We start from the raw sequence: 19,612 nt of genomic DNA on the forward strand, positions 1-19,612 counted from the left end.
TGAAATCCCCGAGCAGCCGCAATGTTACCCAATAATCCCCGGAAATGCGGCGGAATTCGCGCTGAAAAGCGCGCCAATTCGCCGTTTTCCCGCTACTCGCCTGCCACCGTCATATTCTCGATAAGAATCGAGCCACACTGGCGTGAGCCCTGGACCAGCACATCGTTGCCGACGGCGACGATCTGGCGGTAGATGTCCTTGAGGTTGCCGGCGATGGTGATCTCCTCCACCGGGTACTGGATTTCGCCGTTCTCTACCCAGAAACCGGCCGCGCCGCGCGAGTAGTCGCCGGTGACGTGATTGACACCCTGCCCCAGCAGTTCGGTCACCAGCAGGCCGCGCCCCATCTGCTTGAGCAAGCCGTCAAAGCCCAGCTCGCCGGGCTTGAGGATGAGGTTATGCGTGCCGCCGGAGTTGCCGGTGGTGCGCATGCCCAGTTTGCGGGCAGAGTAGCTGGCGAGGAAATAGCCGCGCAGCACGCCATCTTCCACGATGTTGCGGCGCTGGGTGCGCACGCCTTCATCGTCGAACGCGCCGGAAGCCAGCCCCTTGCGGATGTCCGGCACGTCGCTGATCTGGATGTGGGGCGCAAAGATCGGCTGATCGAGCTGATTCAGCAGAAAGGACGATTTACGGTACAGACTGCCGCCGCTGACCGCATGGACGAAGTGCCCGAGCAGACTGGCCGCGATGGGTGCTTCGAACAATACCGGCACCTGCATGGTCGCCAGCTTGCGCGACTTCAGGCGGCGCACGGTGCGGGCGGCGGCGATGCGACCGATCTCGGCGGCAGGCAGCAGGTCAGCCGCGCAACGCGCATCGCTGTACCAGTAGTCGCGCTGCATGGCGTAGTCCTTGCCCGCGATGACCGCGCAACTCACGCTATGGCGCGAGGTGGGGAAACCGCCGACGAAGCCCAGACTGTTGGCGAACACGAATTGCGACTCATGCACATTCACCGTCGCGCCTTCGGAATTGCGGATGCGCCGGTCGGCGGCGAAGGCCGCCTGTTCGCACTGCTGCGCCAGCGTGATCGCACCTTCGACATCCAGCGCCCACGGGTGATACAGATCGAGGTCGGGAAATTCGGTGGCCAGCAACTCGGCCTCGGGCAGCCCGGCACACTCGTCCTCGGCGGTGTAGCGCGCGATATTCAGCGCCGCCTCCACCGTGTCGCGCAGCGCCTGCGGCGAAAAATCCGAGGTGCTGGCGTTGCCGCGCCGCTGGCCAAGATAGACGGTGATGCCCACGCCCTTGTCGCGCGTGTATTCGATGGTCTCGACCTCGTTCTGGCGTACCGTCACCGCCTGCCCGAAGCCGTCCGACACTTCGGTGGCGCTGGCCGTCGCGCCACGCTCACGCGCATAGCGGATCATGTCCTCGGCGATCTGGCGCAAGGCATCGGCGGAATGGGAGAAACGGTCGTGATCTTGAGCGGCGGGGCGAGTTTCGGCAGTGGACATTACGGCGATAGGGCAAACGGTTAATTCGGAAGGCGTTATCATACACTCCATTCAATCTGAAGCAGGAAGCCATGCACTACCACGAACAAGCCAACGAGCTCGACGACGAGATCGAACTGCCGCCCAGCAAGACCAAGATCAAGCAGCAGATGCACGAATTGCAGGATCTGGGCGAACGCCTGACCGAGCTGTCCAACGAGAAGCTGCGCGAACTCGACCTGCCCGAACGCCTGCTGGACGCGATCAAGGAGCTCAAGAAGATCAACAAATTCGGCGCTCAACGCCGCCAGCTGCAATACATCGGACGCTTGATGCGCGAAGTCGAGCCTGAGCCCATCATCGCCAAACTGGATGCCTGGAACGGTGTCTCCGCTACGCACGTGGCCTGGCTGCATCGTCTGGAGCAATGGCGCGACCGCCTGCTCGATCAGCCCGAAGCGCTGGGCGAGCTGCTCGCAGCCCATCCGCAAGCCGACGGCCAGCGCCTGCGCACGCTGGTGCGCAACGCTATCAAGGAGCGTGAGCTGATGAAGCCGCCCAAGAACTACCGCGAAATTTTCCAGATGCTGAAGGAGATCATGCCGGAATGAGCGTACTGACCCACATCCTGCTGGACAGCGGCAAAGCGCCGCAACACAGCGTCATCTGGCTGCACGGCCTGGGCGCGGACGGCAGCGACTTCGTGCCCATGGTGGAAGAACTGAAGCTGCCCGTCCCCGTCCGCTTCCTGTTCCCCCATGCGCCGATGCGCCCGGTCACCATCAACGGCGGCTTCGTGATGCGCGCCTGGTACGACATCGTGGCGACCGACATCGGTGCCAAACAGGACAGTCGTGCCATCCGCAACTCGCAGGCAGAACTGGAAAAACTGATCGCGATGGAAGTCGCGCGCGGCGTAGCTCCCGAGCACATCTTCCTCGCCGGATTCTCGCAAGGCGGCGCCATCGTGCTGCACACCGGCTTGCGTCATGCGGCCAAACTCGGCGGCATCCTGGCGCTGTCCACCTACCTGCCGCTGGCCGACACGCTGGCCGACGAAGCCAGCGCAGCCGCCCGCGCCACTCCCATTTTCATGGCGCATGGCCGCAGCGACCCGGTGGTGCCGTATGCGCTGGGCAAGCTGTCCGAAGAGCGGCTGCTGGCACATGGCTGCACGCTGGAATGGCACGAATACGCCATGCCGCATTCCGTCTGCCAGCCCGAGATCGCCGACATCGAACGCTGGCTGATCCAGCAGCTAAGCGCCAATCCGGCCTGACCATCGGCGCACCGGCATGATCCCGCTGCTGCACCGCGACACGTCCTTCCCGCCCGTCAAACTGGCGCTGACCTACCCCAACGGCCTGCTCGCATCGGGTGCCGACCTCTCGCCGCAACGCCTGCTCGATGCCTACCGGCGCGGCATCTTCCCGTGGTTCTCAGAGGGCGAACCCATCTTGTGGTGGAGCCCCGACCCGCGCATGGTGCTGGTGCCCGCCGAATTCAAACTGTCGAAGTCACTGCGCAAGACGCTGCGCAACGCTCGCCACGAAGTGCGCTTCGACACCGCCTTCGAGCAGGTCATGCGCGCCTGCGCCGCACCGCGCGCGGGACAAAGCGGCACCTGGATCAGCCAGGAAATGATAAGCGCCTACTGCGAACTACACCGGTGGGGTTACGCGCACTCGGTCGAGACCTGGCTGGATGGCGAACTGGTGGGCGGGCTGTACGGCTTGGCCATAGGCCACATGTTCTACGGCGAATCCATGTTCAGCCGCCGCCCCGATGCCTCCAAGATCACCCTCGCCCGGCTGTGCGCCCACTTGCAGGAACAAGGTTGCGAAATGATCGACTGCCAGATGAACACCGCACATCTAAGCTCGCTGGGCGGCAAAGAGATCCCGCGCCACGCCTTTCTTGCTCACCTGTACGCGGCCACCCGGCACGGCCCGATGTCTTTCGCGCGTCCAGTTTAGTGGGGCACCGAGTCCGCCTGCGCTATAATCCGCGCCCTGCATTTTCTCTCACTGAACCATGAGCACTCTGAGCTGGATCATCGTCACCAGCCTACTCGGCGGCGTTTTGAGCGTGGCTTGCGCCGCGCTGTTCGCGCTGAACGCACGCGCGCAGTTCGTCAGCGCGCTGGTCAGCTACGCCATCGGTGCCTTGCTGGGCGCGGTGTTCCTCGACATCCTGCCGGAAGCCATCACGCTCACCTCCAGCGTCACCGCCGTGAGCGCCACGCTGCTGGCGGGCATCCTGCTGTTCTTCATCCTGGAGAAACTGGTGCTGTGGCGGCATTGCCACCATGACCACTGCGAGGCGCACGAGCCGCATACGCACAATCACGACCACGGTCGCAGCGGCACGATGATCATCGTCGGCGACACCTTCCACAACTTCGTGGACGGCATCATCATCGCCGCCGCCTTCCTGGCCGACACCGAGCTGGGCATCATCACCGCGCTGGCCATCATCGCCCACGAGATCCCGCAGGAAGTGGGCGATTTCGTCATCCTACTGCATTCCGGCTACAGCAAGCTGCGCGCCTTCCAGCTGAATCTGGTCTCCAGTCTGGCCACGCTGGTCGGCGGCACGCTGGGCTATTTCACGCTGCAAACCATGCAGAATCTGGTGCCTACGCTGCTGGCGCTGGCAGCGGCCAGCATGATCTACGTCGCCGTGGCCGACCTCATCCCCGGCCTGCACAAACGCACCCAGTTGCGCGACACCTTGCAGCAAGTCATCCTGATCGCGCTGGGCGTGGGCACGGTGGCGCTGGTCGGCGCGGTGGTACACATCTAGGAACCCATCATGAGCAAACCCAACTCCGCGCCGCGCGTCGGCTTCGTTTCCCTAGGCTGCCCCAAGGCGACCTCGGACTCTGAACTCATCCTCACTCGGCTGCGCGCCGAGGGCTACATGATCTCTCCGAGCTATGCCGATTCCGACGTGGTGGTGGTGAACACCTGCGGCTTCATCGACAGCGCCGTGGCGGAATCGCTCGACGCCATCGGCGAGGCACTGGCCGAGAACGGCAAGGTCATCGTCACAGGCTGTCTGGGTGCCAAGGGCGACATCGTGCGGCAGACGCATCCCAAGGTGCTCGCGGTCACCGGCCCGCACGCCACCGACGCAGTGATGGACGCGGTGCATGCGCAACTGCCCAAGCCGCACGATCCCTACACCGATCTGGTGCCGCCGCAAGGCATCCGCCTCACGCCGCGCCATTACGCTTACCTGAAGATTTCCGAAGGTTGCAACCATCGCTGCACCTTCTGCATCATCCCCAGCCTGCGCGGCGACCTGGTCAGCCGTCCGGTGGGCGACGTGATGGCTGAAGCGCAGACACTGGCCGATTCCGGCGTGAAGGAGCTGCTGGTGATCTCGCAGGACACCTCGGCCTACGGCGTGGACGTGAAATACCGCACCGGCTTCTGGGGCGGTCGCCCGCTCAAGACGCGCATGACCGAATTGGCCGCCGCCCTTAGCGAACTCGGCATCTGGGTGCGCCTGCACTACGTCTATCCCTATCCGCATGTGGACGAGGTCATTCCGCTGATGGCGCAGGGCAAGATCCTGCCCTACCTCGACATCCCGTTCCAGCACGCCAACGCGCGCATCCTCAAGCTGATGAAACGCCCAGCCAGCTCCGACAACGTGCTGGAGCGCATCCGCCGCTGGCGCGAGATCTGCCCGGAACTGGTGATACGCAGCACCTTCATCGTCGGCTTCCCCGGCGAGACCGAGGAGGAATTCGAGGAACTGCTGGACTTCATCGAAGCCGCGCAGATCGACCGTCTGGGAGCCTTCACCTATTCGCCGGTGGAAGGCGCGACCGCCAACGACCTGCCCGACCCCGTGCCGCCCGAGGTGCAGGAAGAACGCCTCGCCCGCCTGATGATGTTGCAGGCCGAGATCAGCGCCGAGAAGTTGGCGCGCAAGGTGGGCCAGACCCTCACCGTACTGGTGGATGCGGTGGACGAGGACGGCGCGGTGGCCCGCAGTGCCGCCGACGCGCCGGAGATCGATGGTCTGGTCTATATCGAGAACGGTCAGGACCTGGAACCAGGCGAATTCGCCACCGTGCGCATCACCGACTCGGACGAGCACGATCTGTGGGCGGAAGTGATCGAAACGGAAAACTGAAGCAGTCGCTGTCCGCATGCAGCCCGAAGACCTGCAAAAACTGGTGACCCTCGCCATGCCCTACGGCAAATATCAGGGCACGCTCATCGCCGACCTGCCGGGCAACTACCTCAACTGGTTCGCCCGCAAAGGCTTCCCGCCCGGCGAGATCGGCCGCTTGCTGGCGCTGATGCAGGAACTAGACCACAACGGGCTATCGCACTTGCTCAATCCGCTGCGTCCACCACGTGGGATACACCGAACTGCTTAGCCTCAAAACCTCCTTGCCAAGCAATATCCCCACATAAAACATACAGCTTGGCCTCAAGATACACGGCTACCGATAAGGTAATGCATAGCGTCCCATCGGAAATGGACAAGTATGGTCGGCTGACCTGAACCTCCCCTGGAGCGGCAACGGCGCGACGATAATAGTGACGATGCGCCCAACACGCATCTTCCCCATCTGTCATGGAGAGGAACCGCTGGTCGCGTTTGTGGCCGTCAGTCCCGGGGAGCATATTCGCCCCCAACTGGCAGCCTCCATCATCAAGCACATAGCATCGCCTGGCATCGGGCAAGGATAAAAAATGCAGACATGCACTGGTAGCTTCAATGCCGTTGACGAATGAAACCCGGAAATAATTGAAGGCTTGCAGGTAAGGAGCCATCCAGATGTCGTATTGCTGGCGGGTACTCTTCCCAATTCGCACAGATGCTTGCTTCAAGGTATCGAACAGGCCATAGAGCGGGTCGACCTGCGCCCGGGCCTGTGGCCGGGCGAAAAAGTACCCCTGCACCAAATCGACTTCCGCATCTTGGGCAATTAGGGCCTCTTGCTCGCTCTCGATGCCCTCCATCACGACCAGGCTACCCGTCTCATGCAATAAACGCACAATGTCCGGGACAATTCGGTTTATGGTCTGATTGCTCGCCGCATGCTTAATAAAATTCTGATCCAGTTTGACAATATCGGGCCTCAACCGCCAGATGCGATCAAAATTAGACTCTCCGGTACCGAAGTCATCAATGGCCACCAGGCACCCCAAGGCTTTGTAAAATGACACCGCATCAGACAACAAGCCCTCATCTCGAATCTGATCTTCAACGATTTCCACAACGATCTGCGAGGGGTCCAACTGGAACTGTTGCAAGATGGCGGTAAAGAAAGGGCCGTGCGTGCGCCCGTGTACCGCGACATACGGGTTCACATTCAAGAACAGCCATGCCCGCTGTATCCCCTGCTCCGAAAAGTTGGCGCAGTGTATCGCTCGCGACAAGCGATCAAGCACCACGATGTCTTCCTTGGTCTGCATACCGGCAAAAGCAGCCAGAGGAGAGATGCCCTCCCCCTGTACGTTCTGCACCCGCATCAGGCCCTCGTATCCGACAGCACGGCGGTGTGCCAGGCTGTAGATAGGCTGGAATGCACTCGTAATGGTCAATCCCTGGTACACACCCTGCATAAACGTCGAGCGTGGCTGAAGCAAGCCTTGTATATCCGCATCCAAACAGTTCATCCCACTAGCTCCTCTGGCTGATCGATTGGCATGTCTCTACCCGAATGTGCACATATCGGGCGAGTGGACATGCTTCCAACATCACGCATTCGCTTACAACTGCAACCTGCTAGCCGCTCATCAAGCCAAACCGGCTCAGCATACGTTCCACCGACAGCACCACCAGGATCCTTCTTTCGTGCTGGTTTTCAGCGGGTTTGATAAGGCTATCAATCAGGGAGTGGCCATCCGCCATCATGGCTGGTACCGCCTCGACTCTGGACTTGTCGATTTCAGCGATTTCACCCAAACCATCAATCAGCAAACCAAAAGGCGTAGCCGTTGGTGAGGATTGGAGAATCAACACCTGATTTTTGAAAGTCATTCCCGAGCGAGGCTTTCTCCTGTCATTCTCAACGAGAGGGGAATTGACAATGCCGGAAATGTCGACGACCGTAATTGCCGCCTGTTGGAACATCAAGCACCCGGCGATGTGTCCTTCACAGCCGGGTATGGGCGTCAACTCTGCCACATCGATGGCAGATACGATGAAGCGCGGATTCAACCCGAACCAGCTGCTTCCGATATAGAACGTTGCAATGTCCGCAGTGTGCATGTTCTTCTTGCTGGATAAAGACACATTCGAGAAGCCAAAGTCGCGCGCCACGTCCAGTTGGGCCGCCATCGGTTTCGACTGTTCCAGAGGGTCGGAGATCGGGTACAACATAACCGCATACCGCTTGCTCCTCAGCTCTTCGCTCTGTGTATATTCTCGATACCCACTACTGGCACAGATCCCCAAAGCATAGAAGCGCCCTTGAAATTCGATCACAGCAGATTGATGCACCGACTCTTCCCGCAGCAGAAAGTCACGAAGAAATGTTAATCGCTCTCCCAAAGGCAAAAGCTCGTTAGCACTTGCCAGCACTCGACCTTCAAAGTCTACGTAAGCGGCAATCGCCCCCTCTACTGCCACCCCCAACTCATCTCGGGGCAAGGTTTCAAGCAGCATTTTGTGTAACTGAACTTTCGCATCGAAGACCAATGCGATGCCGCCTATCGGTTTGGAGCTTTGGGTATCGCGTAATGCAGCGCAAAACATATAGGTTTTTTGCCCCCCATACAGCGCATTCTCGGTAAAGTTGGACTGATAATACGACTGCGTATCGGGCAGATTCATCACCGACTTGCTCCACTCTTCCGCCAAAAAATGGCCGGTTAGCCCTTGGGCTACAGGACTGGATACAGCTATCACACGTCCGGTTTGATCAAATAAAACAACATTGCTATAGACTGTATACAGCTGATTCATCTCGACAAGTACAGTGGCTGCCTTGTGCAGGGTGTCCGCAGTCGCATTCGGCAAGACAGCATCGCGTAATGCCGGATTTAATGCCCACCAGCGACAGTCATTGCTACGTTCATACAAGTTCCTGTCCAGAATCTCGATTGCCAGAGCTGAACGTATTGTGCAGGCCAGTAGAATCGAGCGAATCACGGTAATAAACAAGTTGTCTGTGGACTCTGAAAAGACACTCCGCGTCCGACTACCGGTCCTGCCGATTTCACGCAGTAACACTCTGGCAAACTGTGTGCTGCTTTTGCCCTCTTCACTAAATAGCCAGATGTTGCCATTCCATACCGCACGATTTAGCTCCTGCTGGATCCATTCAGCTCGCAGGGGAGTTTCCCTTAGTGTGGGATGAATGACATTGGAAATTGCGGCAACAGTGCATAGCGTGGCTCTATCCCCAGCCTCATCTGAGATAGCCTCACCATCGAAAGCATGCTCCAGCGGGACTAGCGCCTGACCATACCAGCCCGGCCCGACGTAGCCCTCGTATGGGGTGGCTGCACTTGCCGTGGACAGATACTCCCGCCCCCTAAATCGAATCACTTCCACCGCATGTTTAGCGGGTCGCGTCAGCCGAGCGCCTAAAGGGATTTGATGTTGATCGCTACTGGAGATGACTTGTCCGGACGCATCCATGATCGTCAATACAGTCCAGTCCGACGGGCTCAACAAGCTGTTGAATATCTTTTCACATTCATCCAGGAAGCGAAATGACAAGCACACGACACCGAGGGTTTGCCCCTCATCGGACATGACCCGGAATGAGAAGATCAGAGGGTATGGGTTAAGGGGGTCCAGATCCGTTGTGCGAAATGTCTCCACAAAACGTTGCTCGGTGGTGAGTGACTCACCAATCAGGCGATCCTGACTGCGTTTGGTGGGGATATTCTCTTTCAGTCGATGAATGATTTCCCCTTGGCTGGATAAAATGATCACATCATCGTAAACGGTGTACTTGGTCACGTACTCGGACAAATATCCGTACATCTTGATTTGCCAAGATATATTGCGAGTCACCCCCTGATCCTGCTCATGACAGAGTAACAGCTCCTTGATCAACTCATCCTTGGCAATAAATCCGATATCAGCACTTCTTTCATAGAGATTGCGGATCAGCACATTGATTGCGATTTGCGCATCGGACAAAAGCTTAGAACTGACCTTCTTCATGTGCTCGCTGGCCAGCTGCTCTAGCAATACATCCGCTAGCGCATTGAAGTCATTTCGCATCTTGGTAATGTCCGTACCAGCCCCAAGCAATTGTCCCAGCAGCGTCAAATTGTCATATACGGTTTGTATTTCACTTAGGCGCTTAATATCTGGTGCCAGTTCGTGCATGTGGCGCATGAGTTGTTTGACATCCATGTGCAACCTCGCTTCATCAGAGTTAAGCCAACCCTCCTAACTGCAATGTTCATGCCACCATGATGGCCGACCACACGGGCAAATCAAATTACTCGCCACAATGGGAAGAATGCCAATTAAATTCATGCCACTACCAGATCGCAGCGGGAGATCTGCACACACGGGAAACACGAGTGCCACCCGGGCAACACCCTGCTCATATGGTCGACCAGGCCGCACCATATCGGTGCAACCTAGCCCCCCGCTCTTTACCCTCTGCCATCGGACCGCTCCATCACACGAACGCCGACCAAAACAAAAGCCCGGCAATGCCGGGCTTTTTCACTGCACTGGAAACAGACTCAAGCGAAGTTGGCTTCAGCGAAGCTCCAGTTCACCAGGCTGTTCAGGAAGGTCTCGACGAACTTGGGGCGCAGGTTGCGGTAGTCGATGTAGTAAGCGTGTTCCCACACGTCCACGCACAGCAGCGCCTTGTCGCCGGTGGTCAGCGGGGTGCCTGCTGCGCCCATGTTGACGATGTCGACGGAGCCGTCGGCCTTCTTCACCAGCCAGGTCCAGCCGGAACCGAAGTTGCCTACGGCGGAAGTCTGGAACGCCTTCTTGAAGCCCTCCAGATCACCCCACTTGGCATTGATGGCAGCCGCCAGCGCGCCGGAAGGTGCACCGCCGCCGTTCGGCTGCATGCAGTTCCAGAAGAATGTGTGGTTCCACACTTGGGCGGAGTTGTTGTAGATACCGCCAGCCGGGGCCTTCTTGACGATGGCTTCGAGATCGAGGTTCTCGTATTCGGTGCCCTTGATCAGATTGTTCAGGTTGGTGACGTAAGCCTGATGGTGCTTGCTGTAGTGGTAATCGAACGTCTCGGCGGACATGTGCGGCACGAGCGCATCCTTGGCGTAGGGCAATGCGGGCAGTTGGTGTTCCATTACGGTCTCCTTGTAAAAATTTCGGACGCTCGATTGTAGCGAAATCTACCTGCGCGGACAATTGTTGAGTGTATTTGTCGGATGCTGCCCACCACAACATGCATATCCGGCTCCGCTGTCATATTCCCTTAATACCGGACAATTAGCATGGGCACCGGATCAACGCAGACAAGGAGCTCCACCATGACCCACCACGACCAAAAGTTCGACTACTCGGTACACCCGGACAGCCTGCTCTATGCCGGGCCGGCAGCCAATTTCCCGCTGACCGACCGCGCCGCACGCCCATCTTCTTTCATGCGCCGCCTGAAAGTGGCGATGGGACGGCTGCTCAAGAGCGGAGGCCCGCAAACTCGGTCTGCGAAGCCGAAAAAGATCGACCGCTACGAGCGCGCCTGACCTTGCGGCAAGCCCCGATGAAGCATCCGGATTTCTGTAATAATTGTGCAACACAACTGTTTTATGATGCACCCGCTGACTCGACAAGCACCTTGCGACAGCAACCGAATTCACACTACAACATATTGGAGGGTAACACCATGATCCTGAAAATGAACCGCGTCATTGGCGCACTGGGCATCGCAGCATCGCTGGCCTTCTCGACCCAGGCCCAGGCTATCGACCTGACCGGCGCTGGCGCGACTTTCCCCTACCCCATCTACGCCAAGTGGGCTGAAGCCTACAAGGCTCAGACCGGCGTGGGCATGAACTACCAATCCATCGGCTCCGGCGGCGGCATCAAGCAGATTCTGGCCAAGACCGTGGATTTCGGCGCGACCGATGCTCCGATGACACCGGAAGAGCAAGCCAAGAACGGCCTGACCCAGTTCCCGACCGTGATCGGCGGCGTGGTGCCGGTGGTCAATCTGGCTGAAGTCGTAGGCGGCCAGCTGAAGCTGTCGCCCGCTGTGCTGGCCGACATCTACCTGGGCAAGATCACCAAGTGGAACGACCCGCGCATCGTTGCTGACAACGCCGGCATCAAGCTGCCCGACCTGCCCATCACCGTGGTTCACCGCGCAGACGGCTCCGGTACAACCTTCATCTTCACCACCTACCTGTCGCAGATCAGCCAGGAATGGAAGGACACCATCGGCGCCGAGAAGTCGGTCAACTGGAAGTCCGGCCAGCTGGGCGGTAAGGGCAACGAAGGCGTGGCCGTGTACGTGCAACGTACCAAGGGTGCCATCGGCTACGTGGAATACGCCTACGCCTTGCAGAACAAGATGGATTACGTGCAGCTGAAGAACCGCGACGGCCAGTTCGTCAAGCCGGACGACACCTCGTTCAAGGCCGCAGCCGCCAATGCCAAGTGGGATGCCAAGAACGGCTTCTACGAGATCCTGACCAACGAACCAGGCAAGGAAAGCTGGCCCATCACCGGCGCTACCTTCATCCTGATCCACAAGGCACAGGACAACGCAGCCACCGGCAAGGAAACGCTGAAGTTCTTCGACTGGGCCTACAGCAGCGGCAGCAAGATGGCCGCCGACCTGGATTTCGTCCCGCTGCCGGAAGGTGTGCAGAAGCAAGTCCGTGACTCCTGGAAGGCAAGCGTCAAGGATGCTTCCGGCAAGGCGCTGTGGAAGTAAGCGGCTGACAAACGCTGATTACCGGCTATAATTCGCGGGGGCACGACCCCCGCGAACTCATTATAAGAAACCGACTTCTCCATGCAGACGTTACTCCGCGAAGCGCGCTTGAAGCGCCAGAACATCCTGGACATCGTGTTCCGCAACATGACACGTGTCTCCGCCTTCGCCGTTCTGGCCCTGCTGACCGCCATCCTTGCTTCGCTGGTGATCGGCAGCATGCCAGCCATCAAGGCTTTCGGCTTCAACTTCCTCAGCAGCTCCGAATGGGACCCGGTCAACGAGAACTTCGGCGCACTGGTGCCCATCATCGGCACGCTGGCTACGGCGGGCATCGCCTTGGTGATCGCCATTCCGGTCAGCTTTGGCATCGCCCTGTTCCTGACCGAACTTTCGCCGCAATGGATGCGCCGCCCGCTGGGCATCGCCGTCGAGTTGCTGGCCGGCATCCCCAGCATCATCTACGGCATGTGGGGCTTGTTCGTGTTCGCCCCGCTGTTCGCCGACCACATCGAACCCTGGATCAATGAGCACATCGGCCCGCTGCCGATGATCGGCCCCTACTTCTCCGGCCCGCCCATGGGCATCGGCATCCTTACCGCCGGCATCATCCTGTCCATCATGGTCATTCCGTTCATCACCTCGGTGATGCGCGACGTGTTCGACGTGGTGCCGACCCTGCTCAAGGAATCGGCTTATGGCCTCGGTTCGACCACCTGGGAAGTGATGTGGCGTGTGGTACTGCCCTACACTCGCATCGGCGTGGTCGGCGGCGTCATGCTGGGACTGGGCCGCGCGCTGGGTGAGACCATGGCAGTGACCTTCGTCATCGGCAACGCCAACGAACTGTCCGGCTCTCTGCTGATGCCGGGCAACAGCATCTCCTCGGCGCTTGCCAACGAGTTCACCGAAGCGGTCGGCGACCTCTACACCGCGTCGCTGGTCGAGTTGGGCCTGATCCTGTTCTTCATCACCTTCGTCGTCCTGTCCATCGCCCGCTTCATGCTCTACAAGCTGGGACAGAAAGAGGGCCATTGATCATGTTCTCGCTCTACAACCGCCGCCGCCTCATCAACTTCATCAGTTTGGGCGTCTCCATCCTGGCCATGCTGTTCGGCTTGTTCTGGCTGGGCTGGATCCTGCTCACCCTGCTGGAACATGGCCTGCCCGGACTGACCCCCGCCCTGTTCAGCAAGATGACCCCGCCACCCGGCAGCGATGGCGGCCTGCTCAACGCCATCGCCGGCAGCCTGATGATGACCGTGCTGGGTACGCTGATCGGCACGCCCATCGGCATTCTGGCAGGCACCTATCTGGCCGAGTTCGGCCAGCGCGGCTGGCTGGCCCCGATCACCCGCTTCATCAACGACGTGCTGCTGTCCGCGCCGTCCATCGTGATCGGCCTGTTCGTGTACGAGGTCTATGTCGTCCACGTCAAGCATTTCTCCGGCTGGGCGGGCGCGCTGGCGCTGTCCATCATCGTCATCCCGGTGGTGATCCGCACCACCGAGAACATGCTGCGTCTGGTGCCGAACACCCTGCGCGAAGCCGCAGCCGCGCTCGGCGCACCGCAATGGAAGGTGATCAATTTCGTGACGCTGCGCGCCGCGCGTGCCGGCATCATCACCGGCATCCTGCTGGCAGTGGCGCGCATCTCGGGCGAGACCGCACCGCTGCTGTTCACCTCGCTCAACAACCAATTCTGGAACGGCGACATGGACAAGCCTATGGCCAACCTGCCGGTGGTCATCTTCCAGTTCGCCATGAGCCCCTATGAAGACTGGCAGCATCTGGCCTGGGCAGGCGCACTGCTGATCACTTTCAGCGTGCTGACGCTGAACATCGTGGCTCGCGTCATGTTCCGCCAGAACTCAAACCATCACTAAGCTAGGAAACGGCATGATTGCTGAAAAGAACATCACTCCGAAACTGGTCGTACGTGACCTCAATTTCTTCTATGGCGAATATCGTGCGCTGAAGGACATCAACCTGACCATCCCCGAAAAGATGGTCACCGCCTTCATCGGCCCGTCCGGCTGCGGCAAATCCACCCTGCTGCGCACCTTCAACCGCATGTACCAGCTCTACCCCAAGCAGAAAGCCACCGGCGAGATTCTGCTCGACGGCAACAACCTGCTGGACAAGCGCCAAGACCTGAATATGTTGCGCGCCAAGGTCGGCATGGTGTTCCAGAAGCCGACACCGTTCCCGATGTCGATCTACGACAACATCGCCTTCGGCGTGAAGCTGTACGAAAAACTCTCCCGCCATGACATGGACGAGCGCGTGGAATGGGCGCTGAAGAAAGCCGCGTTGTGGAACGAAGTGAAGGACAAGCTGAAGCAGAGCGGCACCGGCCTGTCCGGCGGCCAGCAGCAGCGTCTGTGCATCGCCCGTGCCATCGCCGTGAAACCGCAAGTGTTGCTGCTGGACGAGCCGACCTCCGCGCTCGACCCGATCTCCACCGCCCACATCGAGAAGCTGATCGACGAGCTGAAGGAAGACTTCACCATCGTCATCGTGACGCACAACATGCAACAGGCGGCGCGCGTCTCCGACTTCACTGCCTACATGTACATGGGCGACCTGATCGAGTTCGGCGACACCAGCACCGTGTTCACCAACCCCAAACGCAAAGAAACGGAAGACTATATCACCGGCAGATTCGGTTAATCTGCCGGTGATATTGCAGCGGTTGAAACCAAGTCCACCGTACGGATAACAAAAAGGGCAGCTTGCGCTGCCCTTTCCATTTACAGACTACGCTGCCGATCACCAGCCCGACTCACGCTCCGGAGTGGCGCTGATCTTGTGGATGGAGAGGTCGGCACCATTGAACTCCTCTTCCGCATCCAGACGGATACCAACGGTCTTCTTGATCGCCCCATAAACGACGAAGCCCCCCGCCAAGGCGATGGCTATGCCCATGAGGGTACCGATCAGTTGCGCCATGAAGCTGATACCACCGATGCCGCCCAACGCCTTCATGCCGAAGATGCCTGCCGCAATGCCACCCCAGGCACCGCACAGGCCATGCAGCGGCCACACGCCCAGCACGTCGTCGATCTTCCAGCGGTTCTGGGTCAGGGTGAACATCCACACGAACAGGCCGCCCGCCACGCCGCCGGTGACCAGCGCGCCCAGCGGATGCATCAGGTCGGAGCCAGCGCACACCGCCACCAGACCGGCCAGCGGGCCGTTGTGCACGAAACCGGGATCGTTCTTGCCCAGCCACAGCGCCACCAACGTACCGCCGACCATGGCCATCAGCGAATTGACCGCCACCAGGCCACTGATCTTGTCTATGGTCTGGGCCGACATCACGTTGAAGCCGAACCAGCCTACCGTCAGGACCCAGGCACCCAGCGCCAGAAAGGGGATGCTGGAGGGCGGATGCGCGGAGATCTGGCCATCCTTGCGATAGCGCCCGCTACGCGCGCCCAGCAGCAGCACTGCCGCCAAGCCTATCCAGCCACCGACCGCATGCACCACCACCGAACCGGCGAAGTCATGGAACTCTGCGCCGAAGCTGGCATTGAGCCAGTCCTGGATGCCGAAGCGGTGGTTCCAGGCGATGCCCTCGAACAATGGATAGATGAAGCCGACCAGCATGAACGTGGCCGCCATCTGGGGATTGAACTTGGCGCGCTCGGCCACGCCGCCGGAGATGATGGCCGGGATCGCCGCTGCAAAGGTCAGCAGAAAGAAGAACTTGACCAGCTCATAGCCATTCTTCTGCGCCAGCTCTTCCGCGCCGGTGAAGAAGTTCACCCCGTAAGCGATGCTGTAGCCGATGAAGAAGTAGGCCAAGGTCGAGATGGCGAAGTCGCTCAGGATCTTGACCAGCGCATTCACCTGGTTCTTCTTCCGCACCGTGCCCAGTTCCAGAAAGGCAAACCCGGCGTGCATCGCCAATACCATGATCGCGCCCAACAGGATGAACAGCGCGTCGTTACTGACTTTCAAATTTTCCATACCCATCTCCAAGTGCAAACCGACCGTATTTAGCAAGACCCATGCCAAACCTCGCAATACATTGTTTAATAAGTACAGTATAAAAATATCTCAGCACAATGCCGCAAATATTGCACCACCGCAGTGCATATCAAAAATCAATGCACCGCATCATGCACTGAATAAGTGCTGATCTCTAAGCCACAGAAACAAAAAAGGAGCCGAAGCTCCTTTTTCGTACAACCCTGTCGCCAACGCTCAAGCGCGCTTCTTGAACTCGCCAGTGCGGGTGTCGATCTCGATCTTGTCGCCGATGTCGATGAAGGCCGCCACGGGCAACTCGAAGCCGGTGTTCAGCTTGGCAGGCTTCATCACCTTGCCGGAAGTGTCGCCACGCACGGCTGGCTCGGTGTACACCACTTCACGCACGATGGTGTTGGGCAACTCGACGGAGATGGCCTTGCCTTCGTAGAAAGTCACTTCGCACTTGTCTTCCATGCCGTCAACGATGTAGTTGACCACATCGCCCACGTTCTCTTTTTCGACTTCGTACTGGTTGTACTCTTCGTCCATGAACACGTACATCGGGTCAGCGAAGTAAGAATAGGTGCACTCCTTCTTGTCCAGAATGATCTGGTCGAACTTGTCATCGGCGGAATAGATGGCTTCGCTAGGTGCGTCGGTCAGCAGGTTCTTGAACTTGAACTTCACCACCGAGCCACTGCGGCCGGAGCGGCTGTATTCACATTTTTGCACGACCAGCGGCTGGCCTTTGACCATCACCACGTTACCGGCGCGGAGTTCCTGAGCGATTTTCATTGCATTATCCTTAAGAGGTAAATGAGGAGCTAAATTCGAAGGCGCGCATTCTACCCGTTTCGCGACAAAAATCCAGTAAATTCAATGCCAGACTGTGACCCGCCAAACTTGCCGACCAGGCCTCGGCACGGGACCGAAACACCGCCCGCTGCACCTCGAACGCCTCCCATGCCGCCCCCGCATCCGCCCCCGTGTTCCAGGCGAGCCAGAGATCGGACAGCGCCGCTGTCGCCACCGAAGGCATCCCTGCGCCGTAGCGCGCCAGCAAGGCGCGCAACTTGTCCAGATGCACGCCGTCGTGCTGCGGATATATCTGCCAGACGAATGGCCGCGCCGCCCACTGCGCCCGCACGCAGGAATCCTCGCCGCGCACGAAGTTCACATCACAAGCCCACAGCAGGGTGTCGTAGCGTTCCTGCTCGACGAAGGGCAGCACCCGCACTCGCAAGTTACCGCGCCGCCAGCCCGCGTCCGCTGCACCCTCGTCAAAACCGAAGAATTCCGCCACCTGCGGCAGGATGCGCCCTTCGGGTACTAGACAAGTGACGGCTCGTGCACCCTCGCTCCACTCCCGCAACAATCCGCTGACGGCAGCGTTCTCGTAGCCGAACAGGGAAACGCGCAGCTCATCGGGCTCAGGTGCGGGGAGATCGAGTGATCGCCAATAAGCGGTGATGGCCTGCGGGTCACGCTGAAAGGCATCGCGCCGTGCCAGCAGGTCGCGCTCCAGCAACAGGCCTCCGGTCTTGGGCGAGAAACCGGGAAAGAAGAAATGCCTGGTTAGCGGCAAAGTCGGGTGCGGCGACGGTAGCCTGTGGCAACCCTCCACCCAGTCTTCGCCAGAGAGATATTCGAGGTTGACCCACAGCGGCGGCTCTAGCATGGCCGCCATCGCCGCGAGATAGTCCGGCGGCAGCTTGCAGGCAAAGGCTTCGATGACCAGTGGGGCCGGTGTGGTTGCCGGGAACGGCTGCGACCAGCGCCGCACTTCCACGCCACGACAAAGCTGCAGTTGGCTTGTGGCATCCAGTTCCGGGCACAGCTTGGCGAAACTCGCCAGATCGTCCACCCATAGCCGCACCGCCACACCCTCGTCGCGCAGGCATTTCGCCAGCCGCCAGCACACGCCGATGTCGCCGTAGTTGTCCACCACGGCGCAGAAGATGTCGCAGGTGAAACTCATGAGCTGCGGTTCAAGCGCGGGTCGAAAGCATCGCGCACCGCATCGGCGAACAGGTTGGCGGCGAGCACCAGCACCAACATGAAGCTAAAGGCCGAGGCCAGCGTCCACCACACCATGGGCTCGCGCCCCATCTCCATGCGTGCCGCGTTGATCATAGTGCCAAAGCTGATGGTGGCGGGATCGACCCCGACACCGACATAGGACAGTACCGCTTCGGCCAGCACCAGCCCGGAGAAGTCCATCACCACCGAAATGAGCACGATGTGCATCACGTTGGGCACGATGTGCCGCGTCAGGATGCGGAACGAGGACACGCCGAACGCCTGCGCCGCCTGGATGTATTCCTGCTCGCGCAGCTTGAGCGTTTCGCCGCGCAACAAGCGGCACAGTCCGGTCCAACTGGTCACGCCGAGGATCAGGCACAGGCACAACAGACGCACGTCGGCACGCGCGGCGGCGGTATTGAACCAATCGGCGTGCTGTTCGATCACCAGTTGCATCATCAGCACTGCCGCCGCGATCAGCAGCACACTGGGGATGGAACTCAGCACGGTATAGACGTACTGAATGACATCGTCCACCCAGCCGCGCAGATACCCCGCCGCTACGCCCAGGAACAGCGCGAACGGCAGCATCACCAGCGTGGTGACGGTGCCGATCACCAGCCCGGTGCGGATGCTCTTCAGGGAAAGGTAGAGCACATCCTGCCCGACCTTGTCGGTACCCAACACGTGATAGACCTGGGCCAGGCTGGCCACGCTGCCGATGACCACGCCGGCCAGCAGCAACACCGCCATCGGACCGTGTCGGCGCATCGGTGCGCAGCGGCGGAATGCCAGTATCAGCATGCCCCCGGCCAGTGCGCCCAGGCCACCACCGAGCAATGCTCGCTTGAGCACATCGCCCGCCCAGTCGCGCTGCGGATCGGCCAGATGCGCCCCGCCGAACTTCAAGCGCGGGTAGTCGCGCAGCACCTTGCCATCCTCGCTCTCATGCGTTTCCCTGGCGTAAAGATAGGCCGCCAGCGGCGCGGAATAGGTCTTTTCGGTACGACTGCGCAGTTCGCCGACAGCGGCATCGAAAGCACTCAGCACCTCAGGAGAGTAGACGGCATGGCCGTTGTTCCGGTCCGGCATGGCCGCACGGTAATGGAGCGAATCCAGAAATCCAACCAGCAGGAACAGGGCGAGCACAATCAATGAAGCCATCCCGACCCCATTGCGGGCGACGCGCTGCCACGGCAGCAGCAAGTGGGGATGTCGGCGCACCCAGAGCGCGCCGGCCACGCCGACCGCCAGCAGCAGGTAGACCATGGCATCGGTCAACAGGACGACGGGCATCATGTCGCTG

General features: G+C 59.8%; 19 protein-coding genes. 11 read left to right on the forward strand and 8 right to left on the reverse strand.

What is annotated here, in order from left to right:
- Window positions 1–92: 92 nt before the first annotated feature.
- Complete coding sequence (gene pmbA / locus DM08_RS05905) at window positions 93–1,463, reverse strand: metalloprotease PmbA (RefSeq protein WP_035383719.1); 1,371 nt, start codon at window positions 1,461–1,463, stop codon at window positions 93–95.
- A 71-nt stretch (window positions 1,464–1,534) separates the two neighbouring features.
- Here pmbA and yjgA point away from each other — a divergent pair, with 71 nt between their 5' ends.
- From yjgA to DM08_RS05935, 6 genes are read left to right on the forward strand one after another with little or no spacing between them, the layout of a single operon-like run.
- Window positions 1,535–2,053 (forward strand): ribosome biogenesis factor YjgA, encoded by a 519-nt coding sequence (gene yjgA, locus DM08_RS05910; RefSeq protein WP_035383720.1) that lies wholly within the window; start codon window positions 1,535–1,537, stop codon window positions 2,051–2,053.
- Complete coding sequence (locus DM08_RS05915) at window positions 2,050–2,721, forward strand: alpha/beta hydrolase (protein ID WP_035383721.1); 672 nt, start codon at window positions 2,050–2,052, stop codon at window positions 2,719–2,721. The genes yjgA and DM08_RS05915 overlap by 4 nt, the downstream gene beginning before the upstream one ends.
- Before the next feature lie 16 nt (window positions 2,722–2,737).
- Window positions 2,738–3,418 carry a leucyl/phenylalanyl-tRNA--protein transferase gene (aat, locus tag DM08_RS05920; RefSeq protein ID WP_035383722.1) on the forward strand — a complete coding sequence of 227 codons (681 nt, stop codon included), beginning with the start codon at window positions 2,738–2,740 and terminating at the stop codon, window positions 3,416–3,418.
- Window positions 3,419–3,476: 58 nt separating this feature from the next.
- On the forward strand, window positions 3,477–4,247 hold the full coding sequence (locus DM08_RS05925; protein ID WP_035383723.1) for a ZIP family metal transporter: 771 nt from the start codon (window positions 3,477–3,479) through the stop codon (window positions 4,245–4,247).
- A gap of 9 nt (window positions 4,248–4,256) precedes the next feature.
- Window positions 4,257–5,591: a 30S ribosomal protein S12 methylthiotransferase RimO gene (gene rimO / locus DM08_RS05930; protein WP_035383724.1), complete on the forward strand. Its 1,335-nt coding sequence runs from the start codon at window positions 4,257–4,259 to the stop codon at window positions 5,589–5,591.
- Between the two features lie 16 nt (window positions 5,592–5,607).
- On the forward strand, window positions 5,608–5,841 hold the full coding sequence (locus DM08_RS05935; protein WP_035383725.1) for a DUF3820 family protein: 234 nt from the start codon (window positions 5,608–5,610) through the stop codon (window positions 5,839–5,841).
- Here DM08_RS05935 and DM08_RS05940 read toward each other — a convergent pair.
- From DM08_RS05940 to DM08_RS05950, 3 genes are all read right to left on the reverse strand, one after another.
- Entirely contained in the window at window positions 5,798–7,090 is a 1,293-nt protein-coding gene (locus tag DM08_RS05940; protein WP_051937824.1) for a sensor domain-containing phosphodiesterase, read from the reverse strand. The genes DM08_RS05935 and DM08_RS05940 overlap by 44 nt on opposite strands.
- Before the next feature lie 109 nt (window positions 7,091–7,199).
- Entirely contained in the window at window positions 7,200–9,788 is a 2,589-nt protein-coding gene (locus tag DM08_RS05945) for a chemotaxis protein CheW (RefSeq protein WP_035383726.1), read from the reverse strand.
- Window positions 9,789–10,129: 341 nt separating this feature from the next.
- Entirely contained in the window at window positions 10,130–10,714 is a 585-nt protein-coding gene (locus tag DM08_RS05950) for a superoxide dismutase (protein ID WP_035383727.1), read from the reverse strand.
- 183 nt (window positions 10,715–10,897) lie between these two features.
- Between DM08_RS05950 and DM08_RS05955 the strand changes: the two genes are divergently transcribed.
- From DM08_RS05955 to pstB, 5 genes are all read left to right on the forward strand, one after another.
- Window positions 10,898–11,113, forward strand: a complete 216-nt coding sequence (locus tag DM08_RS05955; RefSeq protein WP_035383728.1) for a hypothetical protein — start codon at window positions 10,898–10,900, stop codon at window positions 11,111–11,113.
- Window positions 11,114–11,253: 140 nt separating this feature from the next.
- A complete protein-coding gene (gene pstS / locus DM08_RS05960) occupies window positions 11,254–12,306 on the forward strand; it encodes a phosphate ABC transporter substrate-binding protein PstS (RefSeq protein WP_202593374.1) in 1,053 nt (350 codons plus the stop codon).
- An 81-nt stretch (window positions 12,307–12,387) separates the two neighbouring features.
- Window positions 12,388–13,344 carry a phosphate ABC transporter permease subunit PstC gene (gene pstC, locus DM08_RS05965; RefSeq protein ID WP_035383729.1) on the forward strand — a complete coding sequence of 319 codons (957 nt, stop codon included), beginning with the start codon at window positions 12,388–12,390 and terminating at the stop codon, window positions 13,342–13,344.
- Window positions 13,345–13,346: 2 nt separating this feature from the next.
- Window positions 13,347–14,192 (forward strand): phosphate ABC transporter permease PstA, encoded by an 846-nt coding sequence (pstA, locus tag DM08_RS05970; RefSeq protein WP_051937825.1) that lies wholly within the window; start codon window positions 13,347–13,349, stop codon window positions 14,190–14,192.
- Window positions 14,193–14,205: 13 nt separating this feature from the next.
- Window positions 14,206–14,979 (forward strand): phosphate ABC transporter ATP-binding protein PstB, encoded by a 774-nt coding sequence (gene pstB, locus DM08_RS05975; RefSeq protein WP_035383731.1) that lies wholly within the window; start codon window positions 14,206–14,208, stop codon window positions 14,977–14,979.
- Window positions 14,980–15,078: 99 nt separating this feature from the next.
- Here pstB and DM08_RS05980 read toward each other — a convergent pair whose 3' ends face one another.
- The 4 genes from DM08_RS05980 to DM08_RS05995 form a co-directional block, all read right to left on the reverse strand.
- The gene (locus DM08_RS05980) at window positions 15,079–16,281 is read right to left on the reverse strand and encodes an ammonium transporter (RefSeq protein ID WP_035383732.1); all 1,203 of its coding nucleotides are present in this window, start codon (window positions 16,279–16,281) and stop codon (window positions 15,079–15,081) included.
- Window positions 16,282–16,518: 237 nt separating this feature from the next.
- Window positions 16,519–17,079, reverse strand: a complete 561-nt coding sequence (gene efp / locus DM08_RS05985; protein WP_035383733.1) for an elongation factor P — start codon at window positions 17,077–17,079, stop codon at window positions 16,519–16,521.
- 10 nt (window positions 17,080–17,089) lie between these two features.
- On the reverse strand, window positions 17,090–18,262 hold the full coding sequence (gene earP / locus DM08_RS05990) for an elongation factor P maturation arginine rhamnosyltransferase EarP (protein WP_035383734.1): 1,173 nt from the start codon (window positions 18,260–18,262) through the stop codon (window positions 17,090–17,092).
- Window positions 18,259–19,605 carry an ABC transporter permease gene (locus DM08_RS05995; RefSeq protein WP_035383735.1) on the reverse strand — a complete coding sequence of 449 codons (1,347 nt, stop codon included), beginning with the start codon at window positions 19,603–19,605 and terminating at the stop codon, window positions 18,259–18,261. The genes earP and DM08_RS05995 overlap by 4 nt, the downstream gene beginning before the upstream one ends.
- Between the last annotated feature and the right edge of the window lie 7 nt (window positions 19,606–19,612).

The sequence above is a fragment of the Ferriphaselus sp. R-1 genome (assembly GCF_000746095.1).
Taxonomy (GTDB): domain Bacteria; phylum Pseudomonadota; class Gammaproteobacteria; order Burkholderiales; family Gallionellaceae; genus Ferriphaselus.